This window comes from Mycobacterium sp. (assembly GCF_035570115.1).
Taxonomy (GTDB): Bacteria; Actinomycetota; Actinomycetes; order Mycobacteriales; family Mycobacteriaceae; genus Mycobacterium.
This window is the reverse complement of record NZ_DATMLH010000309.1, coordinates 1-6,236: the sequence shown is the minus strand read 5'-3', so window position 1 is coordinate 6,236 and position 6,236 is coordinate 1. Positions and strand designations below refer to the sequence as shown.

Below are 6,236 nucleotides of genomic sequence, written 5' to 3'. Positions count from 1 at the left end.
CGAATTTTGCCGCCGATTCTGCGATGACCAAAGAACTCACCGACATGGCGCACAGCTACCTGCTTCGCAAGGTGACGGATCCGGAGCTGCGTGCCAAGCTGACACCGTCCTACCCCCTCGGCTGCAAGCGACCACTGCAGTCCCGCATGTGGTTCCCGACGTTCGCGTTGCCCAACGTGACGCTGGAGACCTCGCCCATCGTTGAATTCACCGAACGGGGTCTGCGCACCGCTGACGGCAGGGAGCATCAGGTGGACACGGTCATCTACGGGACGGGCTTTCGTGCAGTGGATTTCCTGGGCAGCCTCGATGTGTACGGCCGTGGCGGGCGCCGACTCCATGACGATTGGATCGACGGTGCCGAGGCCTACCTGGGCACCGTGGTGCCGGGATACCCGAATCTGTTCACGCTGTATGGCCCCAACACGAATGGCGTTACCTCGATCATCTACATCCTGGAAGCGCAATCCGAGTTCGTCCGTCGCGTCCTGGACGAGATGGGCGGCCGACGGCTCCGGTCGGTCGATATCAAACAGCATGTCCACGACGCGTACAACGCCGAAATCCAAGCGGCCTTGGCCGGAACCGTATGGGTTGCCAACTGCAACAACTATTTCCGCCACCCTAACGGCAAGGTCGTCACGCAGTTCCCCTACAACGGTCAGACGTTTGTCGAGCGGTTATCGCGGGTCGAATTCGACGAGTTCACGCAAGCCATCTAGTCCCGGTCCCTGCGTTATCGACCAGACGAGAGTAGGGTCGAAACCGTCGGCGGTGTTTCGTGTGCGACCGTTCCGGGTCGTGTCGTCGCCGATTCGGATGATTTGGCTGCTCCGTGGTCAAGGCGGGAGCGTCGCGATGACGTTAGAACACGCCTTCAACAGCGGCCGACCCGCACCGCCACGTCGGGTCGACGCGTGAGAGGTTCTGGTTCAACAGGTTTGGGCGCGATGCAGCTTCTCACGCAGGCGTCGACGATGCCGGCGCATACGGTGTCGTTGATCATTATCGAGCCATCCGATCAATTCAGCCACCAGCGGCTAGACCAGCTGGTGGGGGCGTCGCTACCGCAACTGGCTCGCTTCCGCAGCAGGCTGGTGGGTAGGCCCCTAGGGGTGGGCCGACCGTTATGGGCCGAGATCGACAACTATGACCCGACCTCTCAAATCCACCGGGCGACCATACGGGCTCCGGGCAGCCAGCGCGAATTAGCCGGCCTGATCGCGGAACTGAGCGCCGGATCGCGTTATCACCGCAAAGCCCTGTGGGAAGCCTGGAGCATCGACGGTCTGTCGGATGGCCGGTGGGCGCTGGCGGTGCGGATGTCGCCTGCACTGAGCGACGGTGGTCTCGGCGCAGCGTCCGTGTGGTCGCGGCTATTGCGCTCCGATGCGCACGACGACCGGGCCGATGATCAGCGGACGCAGCCGAGCCTGGGCATGCCTGCTGTGGGCGAACTCGTTACCGATGTCATGACCGAGGTTACCGATGTCATGACCGAGCTTCTCGAGCATCAGATCAGGATTCTTTGGCTCATTGCCGAGACCGTGACTGGTGTGCTGGGCGCCGTCCGCGGTCAGTTGCTCGGTACCAGCGAACCTGATCCGATGCCGCCACCTGTGTCGTCGATGACCGGACCGTTTCCGCGCAACGCGTTCAACGCGCCGTTGACCAAGCGCCGGGCCGTGGCTTTCGTCTCGATCCCGCTGGCAGACCTGGAGATGATCAGCACGGCGTTCGGCGGCAACATCACCAATGTTTTCCTGGCCGCTTGCACATTGTCGCTGCGCGCCTGGCTACAACGCCACGACACCGTGCCCGACGATCCGCTGGTGATGCGGATGCCGCTCGCTCTGTCCGGCGCCTCGGCGGCCACTGACGGCAGTCCGCCGATCGATGGGCAAATTCGCATCCCGGTCCAACTCGACGACCCCATCGAGGTGCTTACCAACCTACATACCGCCACCGAGAGGATGAACACCGCACACCGGCGCGATGCCGAAAAGCCTGGTGCAACAGTCGATTTCGCGCGCATAGCGTCGCTGATCCCGTCGGCTGTCGTCCACGCGGGTACCCGGATCTACAGCCGATTGGGTCTGCGCCAACGACTGGCGCCGATTTGTCACGGCAGTGTCTCCTACGTTTCCGGACAGCCGGCGCCCGCGTACTGTGCCGGGTCCAGGGTCGTCGCTATGCACACCGTGGCGCCGCTACGGGAAGGCTGCGGGTTGAACATCACGGTGACCACCCGTGGCGACACGTTGGATCTGAGTGTGTGCGTGTGTCCCGACAATGTGCCCGCGGTCGACGAGATCGCGACTGGGATCGCCGATTCGCTCGACATCCTGATGGCGGCCGCGCGGAAATCCCCTCGCGGGCAAGGCCGCTCGGTTGTCACAGAGATGACGTCGCACGCCACCCAGCGTCGCGACGTCGCGGCTATTAACCGTCTCAGGCGCTAGTCATGCAGTAGGCCGTCGGTCGTCGAAGCGTTGTTCGGCGCCGCCGAAGCCATCAGGATGTCGTGTGCGTGGCCTGGGTCGGTGCGTGCAGGCACTACCAGCAGGACGATCTTGTTGCGATCGAGTCCGAGTACCTCGATGGTGTTGACCGGCTGCCTGTAGTACCCGCCGAGTCGTACCTTTCTGCCGCCCGTCGCCAGTTTGGCCGGCGCCTTCGCCCATTCGTCGAGGTTGTACAGCACGCGATCAATCGGGCCGAGCCGTACCGACAGCACCGACAGCAAATCTGGCAGCTCAATCGAAAGGTCTTCACTGTGCGGCCACCATGCCCCATCGACATATCCGCTGGTGGGAGCCTTGGGCTTCAGGCGCAGTCGCGGTGTCTTCTCGGGTGGTGTGCGCGTCGAACCGGTCGCGCTTCGGCCTTGTCGTAGCGTCATGCGACGCCCCTGTCTTGGCCGCGAATCGGCCAAATCATTCGAATCGGCGACGACACAATCTTCAAACGGTCGCGTGCGACATACCGCCGACACCTCGACACTACTCGCACTCGGCCGATGGGGTTTCTGCGTCCTAAAGCAAAGGGGGCTGGCAGGACACTGCCCGCCAGCCCGCCTGTGACAAAGAGGTCGCTAAACCGGTGTAACTCCCACTGCCTGAGGGCCTTTGGCCCCTTGGCCGACTTCGAATTGAACCCGTTGGTTCTCCTCGAGCGATTTGAAACCGCTCCCTTGGATCTCTGAGTAGTGAACGAACACGTCCGCTGCACCGTCATCAGGAGCGATAAAACCGAAGCCTTTGTCGCTGTTAAACCATTTCACAGTTCCCTGCGTCATACCTTCCAACTTCTCTCATTCAGAACAGATGTACGAAAAACATCCTGGTTAAAGGTAGCACGGGCAACCAGGCGCAACCTCTTCGCGCTCACCGCGAACCCATCCCTGCAACGGGCGGGGTGTAGCGTTGAAGTTGAACGTTTGGTAGCCACGGTGATCCCAGGGCGTGCAGTCGGCTGGACATAACCCATTGCGATCAGATTCGTTCGTCGATCCCGCACTCATGTGCCGGGAGCACCTCGAAGTGAAGGAATCGTCCATGAACCGCGACGTGTGTGGTCGGCGCCTGGCCAGCCCGGTCCGGCTTACCTTGGCCGTCGAACTTGGCGAGGGCCTCGATGGGGCGTGGTGGCCGCACACGGCCTCGGTAGCCCGCGAGCTTCCGGAGCTGATTGGCGCCCTGTCCGGCCGATTGGGTGAGATCATCGATATCAGCATCAACTGGTCATCGTTGGAGGGTTGCTCAGATTTCGACACGGTGAAGCGCGCGAGCATGGCGAACCCCATCCGGCTCACCTGCCACCACCGCCTGATGATGATCACTGGCAGTCAATGTTCGGCGAATCTCCTCGTGATCCCGTGCCGGACCTCCAGCGCTGTGGCCGTAATGGTGTTGCGGCGAGCCGCCACGCTTGACATCGTGCACGCAGAACGGGACACCGACGCATTCCGGATCGCCGACGACGTTGTGCGCGCCGCGCGTGCTGAAAGCAAACTCTGCGCGCAACGCCTCGGGCGAACTCGACTCTCGCACGTCGATACTGCAGATTTAGCCACGACAGTTTGATACTCGGCGAACGACAACACTCCGATGGCCAATGTTGTTGCCAGGCACGACATTAACCTACGCGAACCACGTTGTGCGCCAACGATGTTGACATCGCCATTGTCGGCGCGTTTACTAGAAGGCGTAGCCTGAGAATCGCCGTCAGCTGTGGCCGTGTGGATTCGCCTTTGGAATCGGTGTGCGTGAATCCCCGAATTCGGGGCCAGGCCACCACACGACGGCGACGTGGGTCGGGACACCCGGATGCATGGGTGCCGGTCACTCAACTGAAGGGCCACGATGTCAGATAAGCAGCAACGAAATATTGTTCACGAGAATGTAATCCGTATAGGTGCCGGTTTCGCGGCGAAGGAGCACCCACATGTGGTGGAGACGTTGTCGGCGCTCGGTCCGCATCTAGGTAGGTGGGGTTCGCGCGGTGTGAACGTGGACGTCTCTCTCCAGGACCGCGGTGGCAAGGGGCAGCGCGTTACATTGCGTACGAGCCTACCCGGCCTGACGCCGCTCGTAGCGGTCGCCGAGAACCCGGACATCACCCACGCGCTGGGTGATGCGAAGCGTGAGCTGATTCGGCAGCTCGACCACCAGAAGTCGGAGCGCGACCCCATGAACAACCGCCGGTCCAGCGCCACGATCCGGCACCCGGGCACCTCTACGCGGATTCCGCAAACCCAATCAGCAGCTCGCCTCCATGGGCAGACAGAGAGCTAGGTATGACGAACGTCACCGGCGCGCGTGTGATCGGCAACTATGCCGTCACGAACGGGCGCGTCCACGCGGCTGCCCGCATCCCATTGACGGTCAGAGGCATAATCGGCGCGGGTGTACGCAGGAGGGCCAGACACAGGGAAATGGTTGCGGCACAGTCGACGTGGGATTCTGAAGGCGGGGCAACGGGAGAAAATGAGTCGCTGGCCAAGGGGGTAGAGTGCCGCGCGCCTCGGGGCCTTGGTGGCTAATGCACGTCCGGTCGGCATCGGTGCCATGAAGCGCGAGGTGGGCGCAGAGCTCGAAGTCGAGATCACCGAGGCGACGACGTTGGAATTCCAGATTGCCGTCGCTCCGCACCCGAATACCGAAGTTTCAGAGCGGTTGTCGTTTGTGTTGGACGGTAATCCCGTTGAACGCAAGGAGATCAGCGGTATGCACGGTAACCGCATCCACAAGTTGGAGGTCCCCGCGGGCTACTTGACCGTCGACTACGCCGCGACGGTCGTCGGCCGGACCAATCCGGCGCCGGTGACCGAAGCCGACCTGTCGATGTATCTGCGCCCCAGCCGGTACGCCGAGGCCGACAAGTTCTACGGTTTTGCCGCAACTGAATTCGGCAGCTACGTCGACTCGACGACTCTGCTGGAGAGGGTCTCCCTCTGGGTGGGCACCCGGCTTAACTACGTGCCGGGCTCGAGCGACCCCATCGACGGAGCGGTGGAGACCTTGCTGGCCGGCGCCGGGGTATGCCGTGACTTCGTGCACCTGGTGGTAGCGCTGCTGCGTGCGGTCAAGGTACCCGCCCGCGCGGTTTCGGTATATGCGCCGGGCCTGTATCCGATGGACTTCCATGCAGTCGCCGAGGCATTCGTCGACGGGCAATGGCGGGTAGTCGACGGGACCTTGCTGGCGCCACGGCAGGCGCTGGTGCGCATTGCCACCGGGCGCGACGCCGCCGACATCGCCTTCCTGGACAACCACGGGGGTGCGATCACCCTGAACAAGTTGGCGGTGACGGCGATCGTAGACGGCGATCTGCCCATCGACTCGATCGACCAAACGGTATCGATCGGCTGACGGGCCCATTGTGCCCAGACTCGCAAATCGGCTCCAACTAGCGGATGGTGGAGGTGTGACCTCGCCACCTCGACATTCGGGCAATGCCATCGATGCCCTACGCCCGCTCGGCTAAATGTGGCAATCCACGAAGAGCTCCGCGCGGCCGTCGACGGCCGGCGCGGCCTAGCGGCCGCGGACTCACTTTGCGAGGCCTGCGTGATGTTGTTCAGCATTGACGCTGCGGCCATTTCACTGGTCTTTGCGGGGGGCACCAGCGGAACATTGGGTTCCAGCGGCGTGGCCGCGCGCGTGTATGACGAACTCCAGTTCACCCTCGGCGAGGGCCCGTGCTTGGACTCCGTTGCGTCGCGGGGCCCTGTC

7 protein-coding genes and 1 pseudogene are annotated in these 6,236 nt (G+C 62.7%); 5 read left to right on the top strand and 3 right to left on the bottom strand.

The features are described 5' to 3' along the window. Positions 1-722, top strand: a 722-nt coding sequence (locus tag VNW74_RS29160) for a flavin-containing monooxygenase (protein WP_414686818.1), incomplete at its 5' end; no start/stop codon positions are given. Between the two features lie 228 nt (positions 723-950). Beyond that, positions 951-2,462 (top strand): wax ester/triacylglycerol synthase domain-containing protein, encoded by a 1,512-nt coding sequence (locus VNW74_RS29155; RefSeq protein ID WP_325683381.1) that lies wholly within the window; start codon positions 951-953, stop codon positions 2,460-2,462. Here VNW74_RS29155 and VNW74_RS29150 read toward each other — a convergent pair. Beyond that, on the bottom strand, positions 2,459-2,902 hold the full coding sequence (locus VNW74_RS29150) for a DUF5994 family protein (RefSeq protein ID WP_325683379.1): 444 nt from the start codon (positions 2,900-2,902) through the stop codon (positions 2,459-2,461). The genes VNW74_RS29155 and VNW74_RS29150 overlap by 4 nt on opposite strands. 192 nt (positions 2,903-3,094) lie before the next feature. Next, on the bottom strand, positions 3,095-3,298 hold the full coding sequence (locus VNW74_RS29145) for a cold-shock protein (RefSeq protein ID WP_325683377.1): 204 nt from the start codon (positions 3,296-3,298) through the stop codon (positions 3,095-3,097). Positions 3,299-3,557: 259 nt separating this feature from the next. Between VNW74_RS29145 and VNW74_RS29140 the strand changes: the two genes are divergently transcribed. After that, positions 3,558-4,085 (top strand): DUF5994 family protein, encoded by a 528-nt coding sequence (locus VNW74_RS29140; protein ID WP_325683375.1) that lies wholly within the window; start codon positions 3,558-3,560, stop codon positions 4,083-4,085. A 486-nt stretch (positions 4,086-4,571) separates the two neighbouring features. Here the strand turns inward: VNW74_RS29140 and VNW74_RS29135 are convergent, their stop codons facing one another. Beyond that, positions 4,572-4,727 carry a hypothetical protein gene (locus tag VNW74_RS29135; RefSeq protein ID WP_325683373.1) on the bottom strand — a complete coding sequence of 52 codons (156 nt, stop codon included), beginning with the start codon at positions 4,725-4,727 and terminating at the stop codon, positions 4,572-4,574. A 342-nt stretch (positions 4,728-5,069) separates the two neighbouring features. On the opposite strand from VNW74_RS29135, the gene VNW74_RS29130 reads away from it, so the two are divergent. Further along, entirely contained in the window at positions 5,070-5,873 is an 804-nt protein-coding gene (locus tag VNW74_RS29130) for a transglutaminase family protein (protein ID WP_325683371.1), read from the top strand. A 117-nt stretch (positions 5,874-5,990) separates the two neighbouring features. Then, positions 5,991-6,236: pseudogene (locus VNW74_RS29125) on the top strand (antitermination regulator); the annotation flags it as partial.

Coding starts and splice junctions, on each gene's coding strand:
- VNW74_RS29145 (WP_325683377.1), bottom strand. CDS start 3,298: ATGACGCAGGGAACTGTGAAATGGTTTAACAGCGACAAAGGCTTCGGT.
- VNW74_RS29130 (WP_325683371.1), top strand. CDS start 5,070: ATGAAGCGCGAGGTGGGCGCAGAGCTCGAAGTCGAGATCACCGAGGCG.
- VNW74_RS29155 (WP_325683381.1), top strand. CDS start 951: ATGCAGCTTCTCACGCAGGCGTCGACGATGCCGGCGCATACGGTGTCG.
- VNW74_RS29140 (WP_325683375.1), top strand. CDS start 3,558: ATGAACCGCGACGTGTGTGGTCGGCGCCTGGCCAGCCCGGTCCGGCTT.
- VNW74_RS29150 (WP_325683379.1), bottom strand. CDS start 2,902: ATGACGCTACGACAAGGCCGAAGCGCGACCGGTTCGACGCGCACACCA.